The sequence below is a fragment of the Streptomyces luteolus genome, from assembly GCF_029968015.1.
Lineage (GTDB): Bacteria > Actinomycetota > Actinomycetes > Streptomycetales > Streptomycetaceae > Streptomyces > Streptomyces luteolus.
The window spans coordinates 189,139-210,822 of record NZ_JASCIS010000011.1 but is presented as its reverse complement, the minus strand read 5'-3'; the positions used below and the strand labels follow the sequence as shown (position 1 = coordinate 210,822).

The window sequence follows — 21,684 nt, the reverse complement described above, 5'->3', positions numbered from 1 at the left end:
GGCGCTCTGCGCTTCCGGCTCGGACATCGGGGGTGCGGCTCCCTGGCTGGTCACGGGTTCATGGGGACGTGCGCTGGGTGAGACCAGGCCGTGTCCGTGAGGTCCCGACCTGGCGAGCTACTGACCCGTAGCGTAATGGCGCGGGCACGCCTCGGCAGTGCGGCATTTACCACACCTAGGCTGTCTTGCATGACGCCAACGAAGTCCTCAGGATCAGCGCCCGACCCTTCGTCGAACCCCTCGTCGAACCCGTCGTCCTCCTCCGCTCCGACCTCCGCCTCCGGCACCGGAGCCGGCCCCTGGTCCGACCTCGACAGGCCGCCGCTGAACGCCACTTCGCTGCGCCGGGCGCTGGTCAGGCCCGGCGGGCTCTGGACCGTGCTCGACGTCGTGCCGAGCACCGGCTCCACCAACGTCGACCTCGCGGCCCGTGCCGTGGACGACGCCGAGGGCGCCGTGCTCATCGCCGAGGAGCAGACCGCGGGGCGTGGCCGCCTGGACCGCGACTGGACGGCGCCCGCGCGCTCCGGGATCTTCCTCTCCGTCCTGCTCAAGCCGCGCGAGGTGCCGGTCGAGCGGTGGGGCTGGCTGCCGCTGCTCGCCGGGGTCGCCACGGCCACCGCGCTCTCCCGCACCGCCGGCGTCGACACCGCCCTGAAGTGGCCCAACGACATCCTCGTCACGGTCGACGGAGAGGAGCGCAAGGCAGGCGGCCTCCTCGCCGAGCGGGCCGGCGCGGGCGAGGAGGCCGGCGTGGTCCTCGGCATCGGCATCAACGTCACGCTCGGCGCCGACGAACTCCCTGTCCCCGGCGCGGGCTCCCTCGCCCTCGCCGGCGCGGTGAGCACCGACCGCGACCCGCTGGTCCGCGCCCTGCTCCGCTCCCTGGAGCAGTGGTACGGCGACTGGCGCGCGGCGGGCGGCGACCCGGCCCAGTCCCGCCTGCAGGAGACGTACGCGGCGGGCTGCGCGACCCTCGGCCGCCGCGTCCGCGCCGAACTGCCCGGCGACCGCACCCTGGTCGGCGAGGCCACGGCCCTCGACACGGACGGCCGCCTGGTCGTCACGACGGACGAGGGCGCCCGGGAGGCCGTCGGCGCGGGGGACGTGGTGCATCTCCGGGCGGAGCAGGGGGCGTAGTCCCGGTACGGGGCGGCTCCTCGGGCCCGTTCCGGTACGGGCTGGCTCCTCGGGCCGCGGACGTACCGGGACCCGCGCCGGTGGGGCCGGTACGTTCCGGCCGGAGGGCGGTACATCCCGGCCGGAGGGCGGTACCTCCCGGCCGGGGGGCGGTACCTCCCGGCCGGGGGGGCGGTCCGTCCCCGCCCCTCCGCGCGCACCGGGCCGGGCGGCCCCGCAGTGTTCCCCGGCAGGGGCCCGTCGAACCCGGAACGGACGGGATGCGCGGGGCTACGTGAGGCACCCCACACCTGCCGTATCGTGGGGCCCGGTCGTTATCAGACCGCGACAGACCGGAAGGGCAACACGCAGTGACCGTCGACGACACGGGCTCAGGCACGGGCACCCACCCCGCCCCCCGGGATGCCGACGACGCCGCGGCCGACCACGCGGACGATCCGCTCGCGCTCCGGCTCGAACAGCTGATCCTGGGCGCCGAGCGGCGTTACACGGCCTTCCAGGCGGCCCGTACCGCGGGCGTCTCCATGGAGCTGGCGTCCCGTTTCTGGCGGGCCATGGGCTTCCCCGACATCGGCCAGGCCAAGGCGCTCACCGAGGCGGACGTGCTCGCCCTGCGGCGCCTCGCGGGTCTCGTCGAGGCGGGCCTGCTCAGCGAGGCGATGGCCGTGCAGGTGGCCCGCTCCACCGGGCAGACCACCGCCCGCCTGGCCGAATGGCAGATCGACTCCTTCCTGGAGGGCCTCACCGAGCCGCCCGAGCCGGGCATGACCCGTACCGAGGTCACGTATCCGCTGGTCGAGCTGCTCCTGCCCGAGTTGGAGGAGTTCCTCGTCTACGTCTGGCGGCGCCAGCTCGCCGCGGCCACGAGCCGGGTCGTGCAGGCGGGCGACGACGAGGAGATGGTCGACCGGCGTCTGGCCGTCGGCTTCGCCGACCTCGTCGGCTTCACGCGGCTGACCCGGCGGATGGAGGAGGAGGAGCTCGGCGAGCTCGTCGAGGCCTTCGAGACCACCGCCGCCGACCTCGTCGCCGCGCACGGCGGCCGCCTCATCAAGACCCTCGGCGACGAGGTCCTCTTCGCCGCCGACGACGCGGGCACCGCCGCCGAGATCTCGCTCCGCCTGATCGAGACCATGGCCAACGACGAGACGATGCCCGAGCTGCGCGTCGGCATCGCCTTCGGCACCGTGACGACCCGGATGGGCGACGTGTTCGGTACGACGGTCAACCTCGCGAGCCGGCTCACCTCGATAGCGCCCAAGGACGCCGTCCTGGTCGACGGGGCCCTCGCCGAGGAGCTCACCAGGACCGGCGACGCCCCCGCCTCCGAGTCCGAGGCCGCCGCGGAGGCCGAGCGCGCCGAGAAGGAGGGCGCCGAGCCGGTCACGTACCGCTTCGGGCTGCAGCCGATGTGGCAGCGGCCGGTGCGTGGCCTCGGCATGATCGAGCCCTGGCTGCTTTCGCGCCGCGACTGAGCGCTGTCCGCTGTCCGCTGTCCGCTGTCCGCGGTGTCCGGGCAGGTATTGGCCCCGCCGCCCCGGCCTGACATGATCCGTTGGTAACGACCGTTAACCAGTGGGATCCAGGGGCGGAGGCGCCATGTCAGAGCAGCGGTTCGGGGAGCACGTCGTCGTGAGGCGGCACGAGTACGTCGCCGAGTTCGTGCTCGACCGGCCGAAGGCCATGAACGCCGTGTCCACCGCGATGGCCCGTTCCATCTCCGCCGCCTGCCGCGCCCTCGGCGACGACCCGGACGTACGCGTCACCGTCCTCACCTCCACCCACGAGCGGGCGTTCTGCGTCGGCGCCGACCTGAAGGAGCGCAACTCCTTCTCCGACGCCGAGCTCGTGCGCCAGCGCCCCACCACCCGCGCCGCGTACACCGGTGTGCTCGAACTCCCCATGCCGACCATCGCCGCCGTGCACGGCTTCGCCCTCGGCGGCGGCTTCGAACTCGCCCTGGCCTGCGACCTGATCGTGGCCGACGCCACCGCCGTGGTCGGCCTGCCCGAGGTGTCCGTCGGCGTCATCCCCGGCGGTGGGGGTACGCAGCTGCTTCCGCGCCGGGTCGGGGCCGCGCGCGCCGCCGAGCTGGTGTTCAGCGCGCGGCGCGTGGAGGCGGACGAGGCAAGGGAGTTGGGCCTCGTCGACCAGCTCGTGGAGGCCGGCCGGGACCGGGAGGAGGCGCTCGCCCTCGCCACCCGGATCGCGGGCAACTCCCCGGTCGGGCTGCGCGCGGCCAAGCGCGCCCTGCGCCTCGGCCAGGGGCTCGATCTGCGGGCGGGGCTCGACGTGGAGGACGCGGCATGGCGTGCGGTGGCGTTCTCGGGGGACCGGGCCGAGGGGGTCGCGGCCTTCAACGAGAAGCGGAAGCCGGTGTGGCCGTAACTCATGTGGTCCGACCCTCGCCGTCGTCCGGGGCTCGGCGGGCCGCCGTCCAGCTTGGCAGGGCCGCCGTCAAGGTCGGTGTGACCGGTCCTGCCGCGGCTGCCGGTAGCGGGTGGCTGGGCGCGCCCCGCGGCGGAGCCGTGAATGTCACAGCCCCGCGCCCCTTCGGGGCACCCCGAGTGACCGGCCCGAAAGCGGCGAACCGGGAGGAAACTCCCTAGCCTGGGAAGATGGCTGAGGAGGAAGACCGGCTGCGGGCCGTCGTAGCGCTCGCGCAGGCCATGGCCGCCGCGCACACACCGCGGGAGTCCTGGCTGGCCGCGGCGCAGGGTGCGCGCCGGGCCCTGGGCGGGAGTTTCGCCGCACTGTCGGTGTGGGAGCGGCACCGCGGCCGCCTCCGGGTCCTCGTCAACGCGGGCGAACGGGCCCCGGACGAGGAGGAGTTCCCCGAGGACGAGGCGTATCCGGTGCACCAGTTCCCGGAGATCGCCGAGTTCCTGCACGAGCGGTGGGCCGGGGGCGGCGAGCCGGACGCGTGGGTCGAGACCGCGCGCGGGCCGAGCGCGGGCACCGCGGCGGGCTACTGCCACCAGCGCGTGGCGGCCCTGCGCAGACGCGGCCGGAGCAGCTGCGTGGTCGCGCCGATCGTGCTGCACGGGCTGGCCTGGGGCGAGTTGTACGTGGGGCGGTCGCTCGACGCCCCCGAGTTCGAGCGGCCCGACGCGGACTTCGCGACCGTGCTGGCGTCCGTGATCGCGGCGGGGATCGCCCAGTTCGAGCGGCTTGAGGAGGCCCGCCGGCTCGCGTACACGGACGCCCTGACCGGGCTCGCCAACCGCCGTGCCGTCGACGCCCGCCTGGACGAGGCGATCGAGCGGCACCGGGCGGACCCGGAGGGCGTCGTGGTCTCGCTCGTGGTCTGCGATCTGAACGGCCTCAAGCGGGTCAACGACACCCGGGGCCACGCGGTCGGCGACCGGCTGCTCGAACGCTTCGGCTCGGTGCTCTCGCTGTGCGGCGCCATGCTGCCCGGCGCGCTCGCGGCCCGGCTCGGCGGCGACGAGTTCTGCCTTCTGTCGACGGGGCCGAGCGCCGACGAGGTGGTCCGGGTCGCCGATGAACTCTGCGTACGCGGGGCGGAGTTGGAGCTCGGCGAGGGTGTGGCCTGCGGGGTGGCGTCGACCGGCGACCCGATCGGCCCGGTCCGCTCGGCCCGCCGCCTGTTCCGCCTCGCGGACGCCGCCCAGTACCGAGCCAAGGCCGCCCGCTCGGCGAAGCCGGTGGTGGCGGGCCGAGAGGGCCCGGACGACCCGGTGCTCCGCCTGGCCGACGAGCCGGGCCCAGCACCGCGCGAGGGCGAGCGGAGACGTATCCGGGGGCGGTGAGTCGCCTCGCGGGGGCGGGGCTGGGGCGGGTGCCGTGGGCGTGAGGGGGACTGGTTCGGGGTGGTGGTCGGGTTGGTTGGTGCGCCAGCGCCAGCGCCAGCGCCAGGGGCTTCGGGGCGCGACCGTGCTGGGCTTGCCGCGTCCCGCCGCGTCCCGCCGCGTCCCGCCGCGTCCCGCCGCGTTCCGCCGCGTTCCGCCGCGTCGCAATGGGGCGAGAGCTGGTGCGCCCTCGCCGGGCCGCCTCGGCCTGGGACCGTGCCGGCTCGTCCCGGCGTCGGGCTGCCCTATGCGCCAGGGTTGACGCTCGTCGCCTACTGCGCCGCGCCGTCGCACGGACGTACTGGCCCGCCTACTGGCCCGCCTTGCCCGGCGCCGCCCAGGCGCGGGCTCGGCCGGGGGTGGCGGGGCGTGGGGCCCGACGGCCCGGGGCGGGGGTCCACGCCCCGCGCCGCTCCCGGTGCGCCGGGGTGGCCCCCGGCAACCCGCAAGAGTCGAGCCCGGCCGAGCCGCCCTCCGTACCCCCGCTCGATCCGTACGCTGCTGACCATGGATATGGGAGGTTCTGTGGGGGCGGAGGCCGGTTCGGGCGCTGTGGTCCTCGGTACGGCGGGGGTCACCGCGGCCGATGTCGTCGCCGTCGCCCGGGGCGGGGCGCGGGTCGAGCTGGCAGGGGAGGCCGTCGAGGCGCTCGCCGCGGCACGGCGGATCGTCGACGCGCTCGCCGCCAGGCCCGAGCCGGTCTACGGCGTCTCGACCGGCTTCGGCGCGCTCGCCACCCGGCACATCGGCCACGAGCTGCGCGCCCAGCTGCAGCGCAACATCGTCCGCTCGCACGCCGCCGGCATGGGCCCGCGCGTGGAACGCGAAGTGGTGCGCGCCCTGATGTTCCTGCGCCTCAGAACGGTCTGCTCCGGCCACACCGGCGTCCGCCCCGAGGTCGCACAGTCCATGGCCGACCTGCTGAACGCGGGCATCACCCCGGTCGTCCACGAGTACGGCTCGCTCGGCTGCTCCGGCGACCTCGCCCCCCTCGCGCACTGCGCCCTCGCGCTGCTCGGCGAGGGCGAGGCCGAGGGCCCCGACGGCACGGTCAGGCCCGCCGCCGAACTCCTCGCCGAGCACGGCATCGCCCCCGTGGAGCTGCACGAGAAGGAGGGGCTGGCGCTGCTCAACGGCACCGACGGGATGCTCGGCATGCTGATCCTCGCCCTCGCCGACCTGGAGCTGCTGTACCGCGGTGCCGACATCACCGCCGCCCTCTCCCTGGAGGCCCTGCTCGGCACCGACAAGGTCCTCGCGCCCGAGCTGCACGCCATCCGCCCGCACCCCGGCCAGGCCGCCGCGGCCGCCAACATGCTGAAGGTGCTCGCCGGTTCGGGCCTCACCGGCCACCACCAGGACGACTCGCCGCGCGTCCAGGACGCCTACTCGGTCCGCTGCGCCCCGCAGGTCGCGGGCGCGGGCCGGGACACGATCGCGTACGCGCGTACGGTCGCGGAGCGGGAGTTGGCCGCGGCCATCGACAACCCGGTGGTGCTCAGGGACGGAGGTGGCCGGGCCGAGTCGAACGGGAACTTCCACGGGGCGCCCGTCGCGTACGTCCTGGACTTCCTGGCCGTCGCCGCCGCGGATCTCGGGTCGATCGCCGAGCGGCGCACGGACCGGCTGCTCGACAAGAACCGTTCGCACGGCCTGCCGCCGTTCCTCGCCGACGACCCGGGCGTGGACTCGGGCCTGATGCTCGCCCAGTACACGCAGGCGGCCCTGGTCGGCGAGATGAAGCGGCTCGCGGTGCCCGCGTCGGCCGACTCCATCCCGTCCTCGGCGATGCAGGAGGACCACGTCTCGATGGGCTGGTCCGCGGCGCGCAAACTCCGTACGGCGGTGGGGAGTCTGACGAGGATCCTGGCCGTCGAGCTGTACGCCGCGACGCGCGCGATCGAGCTGCGCGAGGGCCTCGAACCCGCGCCCGCCGCACGCGCCGTGATCGCCGCCGCACGCGCGGCCGGCATCCAAGGCCCGGGCCCCGACCGGCACGTGTCGCCCGATCTGGCTCTCGCCGAGGAGTTCGTACGCGGCGGGGCGCTGGTCGCTGCGGCGGAGTCGGTGACCGGACCCCTGGCGTAGGGCGGCGCGCCAGGGGCCGTCTCCCCTAGGTCCTGTCTTCAAACTCCCGCCTGCCCCGAGACGCCCGGTACGCTCCCCCAGCCTCCGGCCGGGGGGACCCCCACTCGCCGCACCGGACAAAGGCCCAAGTAGCTCCGCTACGAGGACCTTCGCCCGGCACACCGAGAGCACGCACCGAACGCCGCGGGGCCTCCCTCCGGGAGACGACGGGAGTTTGAAGACAGGACCTAGGAGAGCTGGGCCCGGCGGGCCGAGTACGCCACGAAGCCGGCGCCCGCGCCGAGGAAGAGCAGTCCGCCGACCAGGTACGGGGTGGTCTGCGCCGAGCCGGTCTCCGCGAGGCGGGTCTCGGAGTGCGCGGAGGCCTGCTCGACGCGCTGGCGTTCCTCGTGCCGGTCGGCCGTCGCATTCGCGGAGGGAACGAACCACAGGGCAGCGAGGACGGAGGCCGCGGCGGTGGTGGTGAGCAGCGAGCGACGTGCGGCGGACACGGGATCGATCCCCCTTGTGGTGCTGGCGATTTGGCCGTGTGAGCTGATGCTAATGAAAGCCGCGGGTCGCGGGAAAGCCGGGAGGGGTCACGCCTTACGCTCCGTCATATGAGCACTCCTGAGACCTCCCGTTATGTCCGGCTGAAGGTCGAACTGGTCCTGGACATCACCGACCCCGGCGCCCTCACCGGCGCCGCGCTCGACCGCATCGGGCATGACGAGTTCATGCCCGACGAGGAGCGGGCGCATGCCGAGTCGGCCGTGCGGGAGGACGGCGCGGAGGCCCTCGCGTATCTGGTCGACCCCTTCGACCTGGTCGGCAAGGTCCCGGGGGTCGAGCTCGCCCAGGCCTCGTGGAGCAGCGAGCCCGTCGACTACGACCCGGACGAGCCGGACTGGGACGACGACGTGGACGACGAGGTGGACGAGGACGTGGACGAGGACGTGGACGACGAGGTGGACGAGGAGCCCCTGCCCGGGAGGGCCTGAACCGGGGCCGGGTTCCACCACCCGTACACGTACTGCTAGAAACGGCAGAGATACGGGCACACGTACGTGGTCTTCCCCACATCTTCGGCGCACCTGGAACCGGACGAACCACCATGGGTGTTCTAAAGCGTGACGGGATTGCCTCCGCTGGCGCCCGCACGGGGACAACGGGGACATGGGGATTCGGCAACGATGGAGAAGCGTGTGATGACGGCTCGGAAGCGGCGCAGGGGATTCATAGCCGCGTCTGCCCTGCTCAGTGGCGTACTGGTGCTCTCTGCCTGCAGCGGTGACGAGGGCGGGAAGGCGGGCGACGGCGGCAAGAAGTCGCAGAACCAGGCCGACGAGGCCGCCGCCAAGGAGACCTCGGCCGCGCAGATCAAGATCACGCCCAAGAACGGCGAGAACAAGGCCAGCATCAACAACGCGGCCAAGGTTACCGTCAGTGACGGCACGCTCACCGAAGTCGCGATGAAGACCACCGACGGCACCGAGGTCGCCGGTTCCCTCGCCGCCGACAAGAAGAGCTGGAAGCCCGACGCCCAGCTGGAGCGCGGTACGACGTACAAGGTCACGGCCGTCGCGAAGGACGGCAAGGGCCGCGAGGCGCACGAGAACGCCAAGTTCACGACCGTGTCGTCCGCCAACAGCTTCATAGGCAACTTCACCCCGGACGACGGCAAGACCGTCGGCGTCGGAATGCCGGTGTCGATCAACTTCGACAAGGCGATCACCGACAAGGCCGCCGTACAGGACGGCATCAAGGTCAGCACCAGCAGCGGCCAGGAGGTCGTCGGCCACTGGTTCAACGGCAACCGTCTGGACTTCCGCCCCGAGGACTACTGGCAGGAGGGCTCCACCGTGACCCTCAAGCTGGACCTCGACGGCGTCGAGGGCGCCGACGGTGTGTACGGCGTCCAGCAGAAGACCGTGACCTTCAAGATCGGCCGCAACCAGGTCTCCACCGTCGACGCCAAGACCAAGACGATGACGGTCACGCAGGACGGCAAGACCGTCAAGACCATCCCGATCTCCGCGGGCTCCCCGGAGAACCCCACGTACAACGGTCAGATGGTGATCTCCGAGAAGTTCAAGGAGACCCGGATGAACGGCGCCACGGTCGGCTTCACCGACGACGACGGCAAGGGCGAGTACGACATCAAGGACGTTCCGCACGCGATGCGCCTGTCGACGTCCGGCACGTTCATCCACGGCAACTACTGGGGCGCCAAGTCGATCTTCGGCTCGGCCAACACCAGCCACGGCTGCGTCGGCCTCTCCGACACCAAGGGCGCGAACGACGCCAAGACCGCCGGCGCCTGGTTCTACAACAACTCGCTGGTCGGCGACGTCGTGATCGTCAAGAACTCCCCGGACAAGACGATCACCCCGGACAACGGCCTCAACGGCTGGAACATGGACTGGTCCGAGTGGAAGGCCGGCTCCGCCGCCTGAGCCTCACCGGTCCGGTCATGACCTAGGCCCCGGGTCCCCGAACGGGGGGTCCGGGGCCCTAGGCGTATTTCCCGATGGTCCGCTCCGGGGAGTGCCTCTAGCGTTCTGGATGGAGGTGCAGAGATGACCATCGAGCTCAACCACACCATCGTCGCCGCCCATGACAAGGAGGCCTCGGCCGCGTTCCTCGCCGACCTGCTCGGCCTCGCGGTCGGCCCCCGGTACGGCCCGTTCGTCCCGGTGCCGATCCCCAACGGGGTGACGCTCGACTACATGGACACGGGTGACGGCCCCATCACCTCGCAGCACTACGCGTTCCTCGTCTCCGAGGACGAGTTCTCCGAGATCTTCGGCCGTATCCAGGCCGCGGGCGTCGAGTACTACGCGGACCCCGGACACCGCCAGGTCGGCGAGATCAACCACCTCGACGGCGGCCGCGGCGCGTACTTCTCCGACCCCAACGGCCACAACATGGAGATCCTCACGCGGCCGTACGGGAGTGGTGGTTCCTGACCGTCCCGCGGTCCTTGCGGGGCGTCGGAAGGTGCCCGGGGGGCTCCCGAAGTGTGGGGCAGGTCATGCTCTCCGGCGGCCCGTCTTGCCCGGTAATGCCCCAATTCTCGGGCTGAGCGATCAATACACTCGCCTCCCATGTGTGATTGGAGCGTGAAGAACGGGTGGTCGGCTGGGCCATCACGTGAAGGCCTGGACCCGCTGGACGCCGGCGCCGCGTCCGCCACCTGATGGCGGCACGGCACAAGCAGGCCCGGGATCCGCGGGCGCACTGGCCGCTCCTCTTCGTCACCTTGTCCGTCCTCTTCGGGGCCCTGCTGTTCCACGGCTGGGTGCAGAACGAGGTCGACGGAGCCAAGACCAAGCAGGACTGCACCGCTCCGGTGCCCCGGGCGGCGGCCGACGCCGGGCCCGTGCTCTCCCTCCGGGGCGACCGGGTGCGCTCGGCCTCGATGCCCGCGGGCACCGTCGCTCTCACGTACGACGGCGGGCCCGACCCGGAGTGGACGCCGCGCCTGCTCGACCTGCTCCGGAAGCACGACGCGCACGCCACGTTCTTCCTCGACGGCGCCAGGGCGGCCGAGTACCCCGACCTCGTCCGCCGCATCCGGGCGGAAGGCCACGAGATCGGCTCCCACACGTACACCGGGGCCGATCTCGGTACCGCCTCCGCGGTGCGCGGCGCCCTGGAGCACCACCTCACGCAGAGCGCCTTCGCGGGCGCCGACGGTTTCCGGACCTCCCTCCTGCGCATGCCGATGACCACCACCGTCCCCACGCTGTGCGGGGCCGAGTGGCCCGCCGCACGGAGCGCCTCGGAGGACGACGGGTACCTCCTGGTCGCCGCGGACCGGCCCGGCAGGAAGCCGGCCGACGGGGTCGTGCGCCAGTTCAGCCAGACCTCCCTCGCGTACCGGGAGACCGGACAGCTGCTCGCCGACCGGGATGCCCGCCGGTTCACCACCGTCTCGGAGGGCCTCCGCACGCGGGCCGAGGGCGGCATGGGTGCGGAGGCCGGGGGCCGTACGGATGTGAATGCCGGGGGCCGTACGCGCGCGGATGCCGCAGGCCGTATGAGCGCGGATGCCGGGGGCCGCACGGACGGCGATGCCGCGGGCCGTACGAGCGCAGACGCCGCAGGCCGTACGAACGCGGACGCCGCAGGCCGTACGAGCGCGGACGCCCTGGATCCGGTCGGCGCCGCGCCCGCCATGACCCCGGCGAGCCGGCCGCAGCAGTGGCTGGGCACCGCCCTGATGCGGTTCCAGGACCTGGGGCGCAGCTTCGTCGCCGCCCTCGGCTGGGTGCTGACCATCGCCGCCGGGCTCGGTCTGATCCGCCTCGTCGTGCTCGTCGTGTTCGCCCGCGCCCACGTCAAGCGCCTGGAGCGGTACCGGCCCGGCTCGCCCTGGCTGCGTGAGATCCGCGACCCGGTGACGGTCCTCGTCCCCGCGTACGACGAGGAGGCGGGGATCGGCGGCACCCTGCGTTCGCTGCTCGCCTCCACCCACCGGCAGCTGCAGATCATCGTGATCGACGACGGCTCCTCGGACCGCACCGTGGAGATCGCGAACGAGTACGCCGACCGCGACCCGCGCGTGCGGGTGCTGTGCCAGAGCAACGCGGGCAAGGCCGCCGCCCTCAACCACGGCCTGCGGTACGCCCGTTGCCCGTACGTGGTGATGGTCGACTCGGACACCGTCCTGGAGGCCGACGCCATCGAACGCCTCGTCCAGCCCCTCGCGCATCCGGCCGTCGGCGCGGTCAGCGGCAACACCAAGGTGGGCAACCGCAGGCGTTTTCTGGGGCGCTGGCAGCATCTGGAGTACGTCTTCGGCTTCAACCTGGACCGCAGGATGTTCGAGGTCCTGGAGTGCATGACGACCGTGCCCGGCGCGATCGGCGCGTTCCGCCGGGACGCCCTCATGGGGGTGGGCGGCCTGAGCGAGGACACCCTCGCCGAGGACACCGACCTCACCATGGCGCTGTGGCGGGCGGGCTGGCGGGTCGTGTACGAGGAGACCGCCATCGCCTGGACCGAAGTCCCCACCTCCCTGCGGCAGTTGTGGCGGCAGCGCTACCGCTGGTGCTACGGCACTCTGCAGGCGATGTGGAAGCACCGCCGGGCCGTCATCGAGGTCGGGCCCGCGGGACGCTTCGGGCGCCGGGGCCTCTCCTACCTGTTCCTCTTCCAGGTGGTGCTGCCGCTGCTCGCGCCGGTCATCGACGTCTTCATGCTCTACAGCGCCCTGTTCACCGACTCTCCGGTGAAGTCCATGGCGACGTGGATCGGCTTTCTCGCCGTGCAGATCGCCGTCGCCGCGTACGCGCTCAGACTCGACGGCGAGCGCCGGCGCACGCTGTGGACGCTCCCCTTCCAGCTGCTCGTCTACCGGCAGTTGATGTATCTCGTGGTGATCCAGTCGGTGGTCGCCTTCGTGGGCGGCAGCAGGCTGAAGTGGCACCGCATGCACCGGTCCGGAACGGCCGCCGCGGCGGCCCAGCACATCGACCGCGCGGCCGACCGCCGCCGCCTGCCGCCGCCTGCCGGTCACGAGGTGACGCCGTGAGCTCCGGCCCGCAGACTCCGATACCCCTCGGCTCCCCGGACCCGTACGAGCGGTACGGGCCGTACGGGCCGTACGGGCCGTACGAGCCGCTGGAGCCGTACGGCCGATACGACCCGCATGAACCGGACGAACCGCACGACCCGTACGCCCCCTACGCCCCGTACGACCCCTACGACCCCGACTCCCGCGCCGCGGCCGCCTCCGGGATCGCGGGCGGCGGCCGGTACCGGCGCCGCGGACGGCGGCCGAGGCGGCGGCGCTCGCGCCTGCGCCGGGTGCTGCGCGCGCTGTGCGTCCTCGTCCTGCTGAGCGTGCTCGGCGGCGCGGGCACCTATGTGTGGGCCGACTCCCGGCTCTCCGGCGACGTCGACCTCTCCGCGCTGCCGGACCGGCCCGCCCCCGGCAAGGGCACCAACTACCTGATCGTGGGCTCCGACAGCCGGGAGGGCCTGAGCGAGAAGCAGACCAGGGACCTGCACACCGGCTCCTCGATCGGCGCCGAGGGCCGCCGCACCGACTCGATGATGGTGCTGCACACCGGCGCCCACGGATCGAGCCTGGTCAGCCTGCCGCGCGACTCCTGGGTCACCGTCCCCGCCCACGTGGACCCGAGGACCGGCGTCCACCACAAGGCGGCGAAGAACAAACTCAACGCGGCCTTCTCCCTCGGCGGCCCCGAACTCCTCGTCCGTACAGTCGAGTTGAACACGGGCCTGCGTATCGACCACTACACGGAGATCGGATTCGCCGGATTCGTCGGCATCGTGGACGCGGTCGACGGCGTCCGCATGTGCGTGGACCGGCACCTCCGCGACGAGAAGTCCGGACTCGACCTGACCGCGGGCTGCCACACCCTGGACGGACGCGACGCCCTGGCCTTCGTGCGCCAGCGGCACCAGGAGAAGGAGGGCGACCTCGGTCGCTCCCGCAACCAGCAGAAGTTCCTGGCCGCTCTCGCCGAGAAGGCCGCGTCCCGCGACGTGCTGCTCAGCCCGTCGGCGATGTTCGGCACGGCCGAGGCGGGCCTGGACACCCTCGTGGTGGACGAGTCGACCGGACTGCCCCACCTGACGCGCCTGTTCACGGCGATGCGCAAGGTGTCCGCGGGCGACGGCGACCAGCTCAACGTTCCCGTCGCCGCGGTGGGCGTCGCCACCCCCAAGGGCAGCGCGATCCGCTGGGACCGGCGGAAGGCGGACCGCCTCTTCACCCGGCTACGCGAGGACCGCCCGGTCACGGCGGCGGACTGAGACCGGGGCCACGGCCACCGCTTCCCCGAGCCGCAGCAGCGCCGCGGCCCGCTCCTCCCGGCGAGCCCGCACGTACGCGTGCGGAGACATGCCGTACGCCATCCGGAACTCCCGGCCAAGGCGCGCGGCCGGCATCCCGGCGGTGCGGGCGAGCGCTTCGGCGTCCAGGGGGCGCGCGTACTCCCGGTCGATCCGGTCACGCACGCGCCGCAACCGCGCGAACACCTCCAGCCGCTGCGCCGCGGCCCGCGCGCGCCCCCAGGCGGGTTGACACATGACGGCCTCCGACCGAGGAGATCAGCGCAGCTCCTGGATGCGGATCAGATTGCCTGCGGGGTCGCGGAAGGCGCAGTCCCGGATGCCGTACGGCTGCAGCGTCGGCTCCTGCACCACCTCCCCCTTCCGCTCCCGCACCTGCGCGAAGACGCCGTCGAGGTCCTGGGTGGCCAGGAGGATCCAGCCGTACGTCCCCTTCGCCATCATCTCGGCGATGATCCGCCGCTCCTCCTCGGTGATCCCGGGGTCGGCGGCGGGCGGCGCGAGCAGAATGCTGGTGTCGGGCTGCCCGGCGGGCCCCACGGTGATCCACCGCATGCTCCCCTGCCCGACGTCACTCCTGACCTCGAACCCGAGAACGTCCCGGTAGAACCCGACCGAGGCCTCGGGATCGGTGTGCGGCAGCACGCTGGTGTGAATGCTGATGTCCATGCCCGCATGCTAGGTAGGCCCCCGCACCCCCGCTTCTCGAATCCTGCCCGGTCAGCCTTCAGCCGGCGCCACCCCGATCGGGCAGGAGACCCCCGTCCCCCCGATCCCGCAGTAGCCGCCGGGGTTCTTGTCCAGGTACTGCTGGTGGTACGCCTCGGCCGGGTAGAACGGGCGGTCCTGCGCCGGGAGGAGTTCCGTCGTGATCGTGCCGTGGCCCGTGGACGTGAGGACCTGCTGGTAGGCGGCCTTCGAGGACGCGGCCGCGGCCGCCTGCTCCGGGGAGTGCGTGTGGATCGCCGAGCGGTACTGCGTGCCCACGTCATTGCCCTGGCGGAAGCCCTGCGTCGGGTCGTGGCTCTCCCAGAAGAGCTTCAGGAGCCGCTCGTACGAGACGACCGAGGGGTCGAAGACGACGCGGACGCCCTCGGTGTGACCCGTCAGGCCCGAACAGGCCTCCTCGTACGTCGGGTTGGGGGTGAAGCCGCCCTGGTACCCGACGAGGGTGGTCCAGACGCCCGGGGTCTGCCAGAACTTGCGCTCGGCGCCCCAGAAGCAGCCGAGCGCGAAGTCCGCCACCTCCAGGTGCTCCGGGTACGGGCCGAGCAGCGGGTTGCCCAGGACCGTATGGCGCTCGGGGACCGCGAAGGGCCGCTCCGGGCGGCCCACCAGGGCCTCCTCGCGGGTCGGCAGGACGGGCGTACGTCCGAACAGCATCAGGTCCTCCAAGGGCAGGGGCGTGCGTGAAGGTCAACGTCCGGCGGCCGGGCAGAATTCCTCAGTGCGGGAGCGTCGCCGGGCTGCCGCCGTTCGCCTCGTAACCGGCGACCGCGAGCGCGCGGAACACCGCGTACTCGGCGGCCGGGTCCGGGGACAGCATCCACGGCAGGGCGCCCACATGGCCGTCGACCGCGATCAGTTGGTGCATCGCCTCGGCCCAGCGCTCGGAGCGCACCAGGAAGTACACGAGCAGGTGGCGCACCGGCGCCAGCATCGGGTCGGCGGGCCGCACCGACTGCGTCGAGTGCTCCGCGAACTGGGCGCCCTCGACGGCCTTGCGGACCACCTCGCTCTCCCAGAAGCTCCGGACCAGGTTGACCTCCGGAAGGTGCTCGAACACCGCGAAGAGCGGGAGGGCCGACAGCAGCGACCCCTGAGGGGCGCGCGCCGCCGCGGCCTCCGCGAACGCGTACGCCTGCTCGCGCGAGCCGTGCCACTTCTCGCTGAACCAGGGGAGCGCGGCGAGGTGCGCGCCCATGTGCCGAGGGTTGCGGTCCAGGATCTTCAGCCAGAGCTGGTCGAACTCCTCCTGGGAGTACCCGAGTCCACGGGCCACGGCCAGCTCCGTGACGTACGGGACCGGGTCACCGGGGGCGAGCAGGGCCGCCTCCGCGCACGCGGCCTTGGCCTCTTCGAGGATGATTCTGTACTCGTCGGTGCCGGGCATCGCCGTACGGAAAGCCTGCTGCACCAGGAACTCCGCGTGCACCGCCGCACCGCCCGCGTCCTTCGGCGACTCGGCCCGCCAGACGCGCAGCCACTGCCCGCCGGGAACGTCTCGCACGCCCGCCGGCTTCTCCGCCAGCTCCAGGGAGGCCGCGCCCGCGAAGGCCTGCACGCGCTGCCAGCGCACCTCGCCGTCCTTCTCGGTGCCGGCGAGGAGCTGCGCGGCGTACTTCCAGTCCTGGGTGCGCTGGACGACGTCCAGGACGTCGAGAAGGTCCTGGTCGGGGCCCGGCATGCGGATGTCGAGCTCCTCCTGGAGCGCGAAGCCGTAGTTCGCCGGGTCCGCCGCGTCCGGTGAGCCCGGTGCCGCGAGCCGGATGCCGCCGCGCCTGCGGAACAGGAACGGCCCGAGCGCCGCACCGAGCATGAGAAGGCCCAACAGAACCCAGAGAATGTCCATACGTACAAGCGAACCAGACGCCACTGACAAACGACGAACCTGTCCCGGATCCGGGGACTACCCTCGGGCGGCATGACCGACTCGCACAGCAGTGACAGCAACGGGCCCGCCGACAGCGGCCGGAGCTTCGAGACGCTCGCCATCCACGCGGGCAACACCGCGGACCCTCTCACGGGCGCCGTCGTACCGCCGATCTACCAGGTGTCGACGTACAAGCAGGACGGCGTCGGCGGCCTGCGCGGCGGCTATGAGTACAGCCGCAGCGCCAATCCGACGCGGACCGCCCTGGAGGAGAACCTCGCGGCCCTGGAGGGCGGCCGGCGCGGGCTCGCCTTCGCCTCGGGCCTCGCCGCGGAGGACTGCCTGCTGCGCACGCTGCTCGTGCCCGGCGACCACGTGGTGATCCCGAACGACGCGTACGGCGGCACGTTCCGCCTGTTCGCGAAGGTCGTCGCACGCTGGGGCGTGGAGTTCTCCGTCGCCGACACCAGCGACCCGGCGGCGGTCAGGGCGGCCGTCACGGACCGTACGAAGGTGATCTGGGTGGAGACGCCCAGCAACCCGCTGCTCGGCATCAGCGACATCGCGGCCCTCGCGGCGGTGGCCCGCTCGGCCGGTGCGCGGCTCGTCGTCGACAACACCTTCGCGAGCCCGTATCTCCAGCAGCCGCTCGCGCTGGGCGCCGACGTGGTGGTGCACTCCACGACCAAGTACATGGGCGGCCACTCGGACGTCGTCGGTGGCGCGCTGATCGTCGACGACGCCGATCTGGGCGAGGAGTTGGCGTACCACCAGAACGCCATGGGGGCGGTCGCCGGGCCCTTCGACGCGTGGCTGGTGCTGCGCGGCATCAAGACCCTCGCCGTGCGCATGGACCGGCACAGCGAGAACGCGGAGCGGATCACGGAGATGCTCACGCAGCACGCGCGCGTGACCCGCGTCCTCTACCCGGGCCTGCCGGACCACCCCGGGCACGACATCGCCGTCAAGCAGATGCGGCACTTCGGGGGCATGGTGTCGTTCCAGGTCGAGGGCGGCGAGGAGGCGGCCGTAGAGGTCTGCAACCGCGCCGAGGTGTTCACCCTCGGTGAGTCCCTCGGCGGCGTGGAGTCGCTGATCGAGCACCCGGGCCGGATGACGCACGCCTCGGCGGCGGGCTCGCCCCTGGAGGTCCCGTCCGACCTGGTGCGCCTCTCGGTGGGCATCGAGAACAGCGCCGATCTGGTGGCGGATCTGCGCCGCGCGCTGGGCTAGCGCCTGTCCGGTCGCCAACCCGCTCAAGGGGTACGGGAGTTGCTCCCGTACCCCTTTCGCGTACGCCCTGAGTGGGAGCTACCAGCCGTTCAGCGGGGGTGTCGTCTCCGCCGGTGGCGGGTTCCACGGCTGTTCCACGGACGCCCACACCACGAACACCAGGAACGCCACCGACAGCACCAGCCACAGCAGCCGCCGCGCGCGGGCGCGCCGGCGCCCCCGGCGCGCGCCCCGGCGCATCGCGTCGACGACCAGCTCGGGCGGCACGGCCGGGTGCGGACCGTCGAGGAGGCGCCGCACCTGGTCCTCCCGGCGCTCCCGGCGCTCGGGACGCTCGGGGCTCATGACGGTGCCGCCGTCATCGTGGCGGTCGCGTCACCGCGCGTGCGGGGAGGGCTCGTCAGGGCGGCCACGGAGCGGTGGCAGATCGCGCGGACGCGCTCCACGGGCAGTCCGAGCAGGGCCGCGGTCTGCTCCTCGGCCACGCCCTCGCCGAGCCGCAACACCACGACCAGCCGTTCCTGCGGGCCGAGGGCGCCGAGCACCCCGCCCCGCCCGCGGTGCGCGCGCCAGGCGGACCGGGCGAAGCGGGCGGCCAGCTCCTGCCGCGCGCGGTCGTACGGGTCCTCGCCGCGCAGCCGGTCCCAGGAGGCGTACGTCTGCGTGAGGGCGTCGGTGAGCAGGGTCCGGGCGCGGGGGTTGGCGTCGGGGGGTTCGGCGGTGAGCAGCGTGGCGGCATGCAGCAGCCGGCCGGCCGCACCCGCGACGAACGCCTCGAACTCCCCGGCGTGGAGGGGTTGTTGCTGCCGTACCTGCCGATGACGCACCGTGCGCCTCCCGAGCCGTGTTCCTCCATATAGGCGCGGGCGCCGTCGGGAGGTCAAGGGGCGGGAGCTGTTCAGCCGCTCCGGCGTTCGAGGAGAGCGCCCCTACTCAGTACCGGACCCGTGCCGTGCCGAGAGGGCCGCGTTGAACCGCGTGAGGAGCGTGCAGAACTCCTCGCGCTCCCGGGGCGCCCAGTCCTCGGTCAGCTGTGCCATCAGCTCGCGCCGCGAGGCCCGCACCTCGTCGAGCCTGGACTGGCCGCGCGGCGACAGCTGGAGCACCACGGCGCGTCCGTCGTCCGGGTGCGAGGTCCGCTTGACCAGGCCCGACTCGACGAGCGGCGCGACCTGCCGGGTGACCGTCGACGAGTCGATGCCCATGCTCGCGGCGAGCGCCTTGACGCCCATCGGACCCTCGCTGTCGAGGCGGTTGAGCAGCAGGTACGCGGCGCGGTCCATGGAGTTGCGGACCTGACCGACCCCGCCGAGGCGGGTCTGCTCCGCGCGGCGTGCGAAGACCGCCACCTCGTGCTGGAGGTGGTCGAGGAGACCGGGAAGCTCCGAGGTGTCGCTCTGCGGATCGGTCGTCATGTCCGAAGGTGTGGGCATGGCCGGGGGCTCACTTCGTGCGTGGTCGGTGGGTTGGGGGACAGGGTACGCGGCGATCGGCCCGGCCGTACCTGCGCTGCGCGAACCGGCTCCCCCGGCGGGCGCGGACCCGTCCCGGTGCGAGACTTGAAGTCATGACGTACAGCACGGCTGGCTCCTGGCCGACGGTGACCCTGGACGACGTGCGCGGTGCGCAGAAGATGCTCGCGGGGATCGCGCGGGTGACCGCCATGGAGGGCAGCAGGCATCTCTCGCAGCTGGTCGGCGCGCCGGTCCACTTCAAGTGCGAGAACCTGCAGCGCACCGGCTCGTTCAAACTGCGCGGCGCGTACGTGCGGATCGCCGGCCTGATCGCGGAGGAGCGGGCGGCCGGGGTGGTCGCGGCGAGCGCCGGGAATCACGCGCAGGGCGTGGCGCTCGCCTCGTCGCTGCTCGGGGTGCGGTCCACGGTGTTCATGCCGAAGGGCGCCCCGCTGCCGAAGGTCGCCGCGACCAGGGAGTACGGCGCGGAGGTGCGGCTGCAGGGCACGGTGGTCGACGAGACCCTCGCGGCGGCGGAGGACTACGCGCGCGAGACGGGTGCCGTGTTCATCCACCCCTTCGACCACCGGGACGTGATCGCGGGTCAGGGGACGGTGGGCCTGGAGATCCTGGAGCAGTGCCCGGAGGTCCGCACGATCGTGGTGGGCATCGGCGGTGGCGGTCTCGCGGCGGGTATCGCGGTGGCGGTCAAGGCGCTGCGCCCGGACGTGAAGGTGATCGGCGTGCAGGCGGCGGGCGCCGCGGCCTACCCGCCCTCGCTCGCGGCCGGGCACCCGGTGGCGATCGACCACCCGGCGACCATGGCCGACGGCATCAAGGTCGGCCGCCCGGGAGACGTGCCGTTCAAAATCGTTGGCGATCTGGTGGACGAAGTCCGTACGGTCTCCGAGGACGCGCTCTCCAGCGCGCTGCTGCTCTGCCTGGAGCGGGCCAAGCTGGTCGTGGAGCCGGCCGGGGCGAGCCCGGTCGCGGCGCTGCTCGCGGAGCCGGAGTCGGTTCAGGGGCCGGTCGTCGCGGTGCTGTCCGGCGGCAATGTGGACCCGCTCCTGATGCAGCGCATCCTGCGGCACGGCATGGCGGCGGCGGGCCGGTATCTGTCGCTGCGGCTGCGCCTGACCGACCGGCCGGGCGCCCTGGCCACGCTGCTCGGCGTGCTGACGGTGGTGGACGCCAACGTCCTGGACGTCGGTCACGTACGGACCGATCCGCGCCTCGGCCTCACGGAGGCGGAGGTCGAGCTGCACCTGGAGACGAAGGGTCCCGGGCACTGCACCGAGGTGGCCGAAGCCCTGCGCGAGGCGGGTTACACGGTCATGCTGTGAGGTCCCGTACGAACGTAGGGACGTAGGGGCGCGGGGACAGCGATCGCGATATAGATCGCGTATCGGTTCCAACGAGTGCATGGAACAGGCCACTTGAGAAAACGCGATACATCGCGTTATGGTGGAGGTCCGGCCACTCCGCCCTCGGGCGGAATCAAACCGACATACCTAAAGTTCGCATAGGAAATCACCCAGACACGGGGGAGAACCCACATGCCAGGCGCCATCTACGCCGAAGGGCTGGTCAAGCACTTCGGCGACGTCAAGGCTCTGGACGGCGTCGACCTCGACGTCCCCGAAGGAACCGTGCTCGGCCTCCTCGGGCCGAACGGCGCGGGCAAGACCACCGCGGTCCGCTGCCTCACCACCCTGCTCACGCCGGACGCGGGCAAGGCGGTCGTCGCCGGGACAGACGTCCTCAAGCACCCCAACGAAGTGCGCCGCTCCATCGGCCTCTCCGGCCAGTTCGCCGCAGTCGACGAGTACCTCACCGGCCGCGAGAACCTCCAGATGGTCGGCCAGCTCTACCAGATGAGCGCCAAGGCCGCGAAGCAGCGGGCCGGGGAACTCCTGGAGCAGTTCAACCTCGCCGACGCCGCCGACCGCCCCTCCAAGACGTACTCCGGAGGCATGCGCCGCCGCCTCGACCTCGCGGCCGCCCTGGTCGTCAGGCCGCCGGTGATGTTCATGGACGAGCCCACCACCGGCCTCGACCCGCGCAACCGCCAAGCCCTGTGGGAGGTCATCAAGGACCTCGTCGGCGGCGGCACGACCCTGCTCCTCACCACGCAGTATCTGGAGGAGGCCGACAACCTGGCGCACGACATCTGCGTCATCGACCACGGCCGGGTCATCGCCCGCGGCACCTCCGACCAGCTCAAGGCGCAGACCGGCGGCGAGCGCGTCGAGGTCGTCGTGCACGAGCCCGGCCACATCGCCACCGCCGAGGAGGTGCTGCGCGGCTTCGCCAAGGGCGGAGGCGGCACCACCGTCGAGGAGCACACCCGCAAGCTGACCGTCCCCGTCACCGGCGGCGCCAAGCTGCTCGCCGAGGTCATCCGCGAACTGGACGCGCGCGGCATAGAGATCGACGACATCGGCCTGCGCCGCCCCACCCTGGACGACGTGTTCATCTCGCTCACCGGCCACGCGGCCGAGGCGGAGGACACCGCGGGCGACGCCGAGAAGGAGGACACCAAGTGAGCGCCGCAACC

The 21,684-nt window shown here is 72.6% G+C and carries 21 protein-coding genes; 13 read left to right on the top strand and 8 right to left on the bottom strand.

Annotation, left to right across the window (positions count from 1 at the left end):
- Positions 1 to 189: 189 nt before the first annotated feature.
- The 5 genes from QIT00_RS13730 (at position 190) to hutH (ending at position 7,040) form a co-directional block, all read left to right on the top strand.
- The gene (locus QIT00_RS13730) at positions 190 to 1,140 is read left to right on the top strand and encodes a biotin--[acetyl-CoA-carboxylase] ligase (protein WP_282535514.1); all 951 of its coding nucleotides are present in this window, start codon (positions 190 to 192) and stop codon (positions 1,138 to 1,140) included.
- 350 nt (positions 1,141 to 1,490) lie between these two features.
- Positions 1,491 to 2,615 (top strand): adenylate/guanylate cyclase domain-containing protein, encoded by a 1,125-nt coding sequence (locus QIT00_RS13725; RefSeq protein ID WP_282535513.1) that lies wholly within the window; start codon positions 1,491 to 1,493, stop codon positions 2,613 to 2,615.
- Positions 2,616 to 2,739: 124 nt separating this feature from the next.
- The gene (locus QIT00_RS13720) at positions 2,740 to 3,528 is read left to right on the top strand and encodes an enoyl-CoA hydratase/isomerase family protein (protein WP_282535512.1); all 789 of its coding nucleotides are present in this window, start codon (positions 2,740 to 2,742) and stop codon (positions 3,526 to 3,528) included.
- A gap of 230 nt (positions 3,529 to 3,758) precedes the next feature.
- Positions 3,759 to 4,913: a GGDEF domain-containing protein gene (locus QIT00_RS13715; protein WP_282535511.1), complete on the top strand. Its 1,155-nt coding sequence runs from the start codon at positions 3,759 to 3,761 to the stop codon at positions 4,911 to 4,913.
- Positions 4,914 to 5,465: 552 nt separating this feature from the next.
- On the top strand, positions 5,466 to 7,040 hold the full coding sequence (gene hutH, locus QIT00_RS13710) for a histidine ammonia-lyase (RefSeq protein WP_282535519.1): 1,575 nt from the start codon (positions 5,466 to 5,468) through the stop codon (positions 7,038 to 7,040).
- 227 nt (positions 7,041 to 7,267) lie between these two features.
- On the opposite strand, the gene QIT00_RS13705 is transcribed toward hutH, so the two are convergent.
- Positions 7,268 to 7,531 (bottom strand): LAETG motif-containing sortase-dependent surface protein, encoded by a 264-nt coding sequence (locus QIT00_RS13705; RefSeq protein WP_282535510.1) that lies wholly within the window; start codon positions 7,529 to 7,531, stop codon positions 7,268 to 7,270.
- A 108-nt stretch (positions 7,532 to 7,639) separates the two neighbouring features.
- On the opposite strand from QIT00_RS13705, the gene QIT00_RS13700 reads away from it, so the two are divergent.
- The 5 genes from QIT00_RS13700 to QIT00_RS13680 all read left to right on the top strand — a co-directional run bounded on the left by QIT00_RS13700 (position 7,640) and on the right by QIT00_RS13680 (position 13,808).
- A complete protein-coding gene (locus tag QIT00_RS13700) occupies positions 7,640 to 8,020 on the top strand; it encodes a hypothetical protein (RefSeq protein ID WP_282535509.1) in 381 nt (126 codons plus the stop codon).
- Positions 8,021 to 8,212: 192 nt separating this feature from the next.
- Positions 8,213 to 9,475: a L,D-transpeptidase gene (locus QIT00_RS13695; RefSeq protein WP_282535508.1), complete on the top strand. Its 1,263-nt coding sequence runs from the start codon at positions 8,213 to 8,215 to the stop codon at positions 9,473 to 9,475.
- A 123-nt stretch (positions 9,476 to 9,598) separates the two neighbouring features.
- Positions 9,599 to 9,988 carry a VOC family protein gene (locus tag QIT00_RS13690; protein ID WP_282535507.1) on the top strand — a complete coding sequence of 130 codons (390 nt, stop codon included), beginning with the start codon at positions 9,599 to 9,601 and terminating at the stop codon, positions 9,986 to 9,988.
- Between the two features lie 230 nt (positions 9,989 to 10,218).
- Entirely contained in the window at positions 10,219 to 12,558 is a 2,340-nt protein-coding gene (locus tag QIT00_RS13685; protein ID WP_282535506.1) for a bifunctional polysaccharide deacetylase/glycosyltransferase family 2 protein, read from the top strand.
- On the top strand, positions 12,555 to 13,808 hold the full coding sequence (locus QIT00_RS13680; protein WP_282535505.1) for an LCP family protein: 1,254 nt from the start codon (positions 12,555 to 12,557) through the stop codon (positions 13,806 to 13,808). The genes QIT00_RS13685 and QIT00_RS13680 overlap by 4 nt, the downstream gene beginning before the upstream one ends.
- On the opposite strand, the gene QIT00_RS13675 is transcribed toward QIT00_RS13680, so the two are convergent.
- From QIT00_RS13675 to QIT00_RS13660, 4 genes are read right to left on the bottom strand one after another with little or no spacing between them, the layout of a single operon-like run.
- Positions 13,773 to 14,084, bottom strand: a complete 312-nt coding sequence (locus QIT00_RS13675) for a hypothetical protein (RefSeq protein ID WP_349017177.1) — start codon at positions 14,082 to 14,084, stop codon at positions 13,773 to 13,775. The two genes, QIT00_RS13680 and QIT00_RS13675, sit on opposite strands and share 36 nt — an antisense overlap.
- 21 nt (positions 14,085 to 14,105) lie before the next feature.
- Positions 14,106 to 14,516, bottom strand: coding sequence for a VOC family protein (locus tag QIT00_RS13670; protein WP_282535504.1), 411 nt, complete (start codon positions 14,514 to 14,516; stop codon positions 14,106 to 14,108).
- A gap of 51 nt (positions 14,517 to 14,567) precedes the next feature.
- Positions 14,568 to 15,233: a peptide-methionine (S)-S-oxide reductase MsrA gene (gene msrA / locus QIT00_RS13665; RefSeq protein ID WP_282535518.1), complete on the bottom strand. Its 666-nt coding sequence runs from the start codon at positions 15,231 to 15,233 to the stop codon at positions 14,568 to 14,570.
- A gap of 58 nt (positions 15,234 to 15,291) precedes the next feature.
- Positions 15,292 to 16,419: a hypothetical protein gene (locus tag QIT00_RS13660; RefSeq protein ID WP_282535503.1), complete on the bottom strand. Its 1,128-nt coding sequence runs from the start codon at positions 16,417 to 16,419 to the stop codon at positions 15,292 to 15,294.
- Between the two features lie 72 nt (positions 16,420 to 16,491).
- Here QIT00_RS13660 and QIT00_RS13655 point away from each other — a divergent pair, with 72 nt between their 5' ends.
- Positions 16,492 to 17,673 carry a cystathionine gamma-synthase gene (locus QIT00_RS13655; protein ID WP_282535502.1) on the top strand — a complete coding sequence of 394 codons (1,182 nt, stop codon included), beginning with the start codon at positions 16,492 to 16,494 and terminating at the stop codon, positions 17,671 to 17,673.
- 78 nt (positions 17,674 to 17,751) lie between these two features.
- Here QIT00_RS13655 and QIT00_RS13650 read toward each other — a convergent pair whose 3' ends face one another.
- The 3 genes from QIT00_RS13650 to QIT00_RS13640 all read right to left on the bottom strand — a co-directional run bounded on the left by QIT00_RS13650 (position 17,752) and on the right by QIT00_RS13640 (position 19,106).
- On the bottom strand, positions 17,752 to 18,018 hold the full coding sequence (locus QIT00_RS13650; protein ID WP_282535501.1) for a hypothetical protein: 267 nt from the start codon (positions 18,016 to 18,018) through the stop codon (positions 17,752 to 17,754).
- Positions 18,015 to 18,500: a sigma factor-like helix-turn-helix DNA-binding protein gene (locus QIT00_RS13645; RefSeq protein ID WP_282535500.1), complete on the bottom strand. Its 486-nt coding sequence runs from the start codon at positions 18,498 to 18,500 to the stop codon at positions 18,015 to 18,017. The genes QIT00_RS13650 and QIT00_RS13645 overlap by 4 nt, the downstream gene beginning before the upstream one ends.
- Positions 18,501 to 18,602: 102 nt before the next feature.
- A complete protein-coding gene (locus tag QIT00_RS13640) occupies positions 18,603 to 19,106 on the bottom strand; it encodes a MarR family winged helix-turn-helix transcriptional regulator (protein ID WP_282535499.1) in 504 nt (167 codons plus the stop codon).
- A gap of 134 nt (positions 19,107 to 19,240) precedes the next feature.
- On the opposite strand from QIT00_RS13640, the gene ilvA reads away from it, so the two are divergent.
- Positions 19,241 to 20,470 carry a threonine ammonia-lyase gene (gene ilvA / locus QIT00_RS13635; RefSeq protein WP_282535498.1) on the top strand — a complete coding sequence of 410 codons (1,230 nt, stop codon included), beginning with the start codon at positions 19,241 to 19,243 and terminating at the stop codon, positions 20,468 to 20,470.
- Positions 20,471 to 20,683: 213 nt separating this feature from the next.
- Positions 20,684 to 21,673 (top strand): ATP-binding cassette domain-containing protein, encoded by a 990-nt coding sequence (locus QIT00_RS13630; RefSeq protein ID WP_282535497.1) that lies wholly within the window; start codon positions 20,684 to 20,686, stop codon positions 21,671 to 21,673.
- The last annotated feature ends 11 nt before the right edge of the window (positions 21,674 to 21,684 follow it).